This is a genomic window from Gammaproteobacteria bacterium, from assembly GCA_003696665.1.
Taxonomy (GTDB): domain Bacteria; phylum Pseudomonadota; class Gammaproteobacteria; order Enterobacterales.
The window spans coordinates 1-2,333 of record RFGJ01000054.1 but is presented as its reverse complement, the minus strand read 5'-3'; the positions used below and the strand labels follow the sequence as shown (position 1 = coordinate 2,333).

General features: G+C 54.4%; 2 protein-coding genes. Both read right to left on the bottom strand.

Annotated elements, in window-relative coordinates:
• A partial coding sequence (locus D6694_01760) for a hypothetical protein (protein RMH47605.1) occupies window positions 1-767 on the bottom strand: 767 nt, incomplete at its 3' end.
• On the bottom strand, window positions 764-2,333 hold a 1,570-nt coding region (locus tag D6694_01755), incomplete at its 5' end, for a hypothetical protein (GenBank protein RMH47604.1). The genes D6694_01755 and D6694_01760, both read right to left, overlap by 4 nt.

Sequence of the window (2,333 nt, the reverse complement as noted above, 5' to 3'; positions counted from 1 at the left end):
TAGCCATAATCCGCCTGTGCTTGGGCAAATTGCGACCACTGCTCCAGCTCCGGCAGAAACCGTGCGAGCGCGCGCGCAAGAGAACAGAGAAGATCATCTAATTCCTGCCTCAGGCTTTTTTCAAATGCAGATTTCAAAGCCTCGGGGGCCTCTTGGTGCAGTGGAAGCACTTGCGGCAGCCACTGGGCTCGGGATTGCAATAAATCGACCACCACTTTTTTCAGCGCTTCACCGTTGCCAGCGAAATGACGAAGCAATGTTGTGACGCAAGGTGACTGTTCTGCCAGGCATGCATTGAGCGCATGCTCGACAGCTTCCTCATACAGTGGCCGAGGATCTTCAGCTGGATTTAACGCCGCGCCAAATCGTGCCGCAATCGGAAGCTGTCGACCAAGAAAGGCGCACAGGGCATCTATGGTCATAATTTGCAGCCGCGACGGGTTTTCCAAAAGATGCCACTGCTTGGCTTTGTCACGTGCTAACACTTGCTCAGCCAAGGCGCGTGTTTGCTGCTTCACCTCGGACGTCGTTGGCACCTGATTGCCGGCATCCGCCAAGCTTTGGATAATGCGGTGGCGCATTTCGCCCACGGCTTTTCGCGTAAAGGTGATCGCGAGAATGCTCTCCGGCTTGTCCACTGTGGCCAAGAGGGCCAGAAATCGCTGGGTGAGCAACTCAGTTTTGCCAGAACCGGCCGGTGCTTGCACAATCACGCTGATGGATGGATCAATGGCGCGCTGTCGCCACTCTTGGTCAATGGCGCTCATACTTCATCCTCCGAGGCAATGATTTCTTTCCGTAATACATCATCCTCCGGCAACGGCTCTAAAATATCGCGACGGCACACCGGTTGAAATTGACAATACTGACACAGGTCTGTGACTTTGCCTGCCGCCCGACTGTCTCCCTCTTCGTATTGTTTGGCCAGTTGAAAAAGGCGTCGCCGCCACGCATCCAACAAATCGGGCCAATCGTTTTGGTCAAACCCGGAGCGACGGTACGGCAGCGCTTGTAGCGGCTCTTTGCCGTCAGCATAAAAACGGACGGCATCATCACGCAACCCAAGATATCTCGAACTTTTGAGACTCATTACCGCAAAAGCCACCGCATCGATCTGGGTATCAGAAAAAACGGCGTAGACCGGCAATTGTGGTTCCTTAAGCCCTTCTGGACGAAGATGCGTCAGTTGTTTTTCGCCGGTTTTATAATCGATGACAATGCGCTCCCCACTGGCCAGTTGGTCAATGCGATCAAGCTTGATGCGAAACCGGAATTGGCCAACCTGAATGGTTCGACTGGCCTCCACCGCTTCCACCTCGAAAGGCGTGCGAGCCAGATCCACCATCAACAGTGCATCCAGAATGTCCACTGCCAGCGCCACCTCAACCGCTTCCAGCGCAAGCAGAATGTTTTTCTTCAAATTAATATTGGCCATCACCGATGGCCAAGTCTTTTTTGCCAACTCCCTAAGCAGGTCCCGGCGTTCCGTCGGCGACAAGATTGTCAGGCGAGCATGGTTGCCCACCTTAGCCCAGAATCCCTCGAGGATGGCGTGATACCATATTCCGCGCCTTTTGGCATCAACGCCCCACATCTGTTTATCCGGTTCTTGCAAACCTACTCGATGACGCAGGAAAGCACGAAATGGACACTGCGCCATATCCGTAAACAATGCGGTCCCGCCCGAATGTTGACCGGGCTCCGGCGGGATCACCCTATGGTCTTCCAACACCTCCCACTTATCTAACAGCGCCCCTTCCCTTGCCTGACATGCAGCTGTTTGCCGCCTATGGCCAGCCTCAAATGACCAGGCTTGCCAATCCACCGTCAATGGACTTGGCAACTGGGCTTCCAAATCAATGTTCTCCGGATAACTGACCACCACCTCTGGTGCCATACTGAGGATGAGCGATTTTTGCCATTTCGCGTAGACCAGTTCCCGTTCCGCTGAGCTCCTTGGCAAGCCTTTGTCTCTTGCCAACGCAACGGGGATAAATGGGTTGCGTTGAACCGCCGCTGGCCATGCGCTCGTCACGGCGCCCAATATCCAAATAGCATCAAAGCTGCCGCCTAAGAGCTCTGCCAACGACAGAAAATGAATGCCCGCACCGGTCAGTGGTGGAGAAATGGGGCCATTGGCTTCTTGCTGCAACAGCAGCACATACCGATCGCTGGTCATGTCGCCATAAATCAAAGCCAACTGGCTAATCTGCGTCATCCACTGAAAAAGCGGTCGGTCAACAGGGTCGAGATCCATGCCGAGACGTGCTGCCCATTTCAACAAGGACTCGGACCATTTCGCCGGTGTTTTCCGAGCCGATTCTCGCCACTCG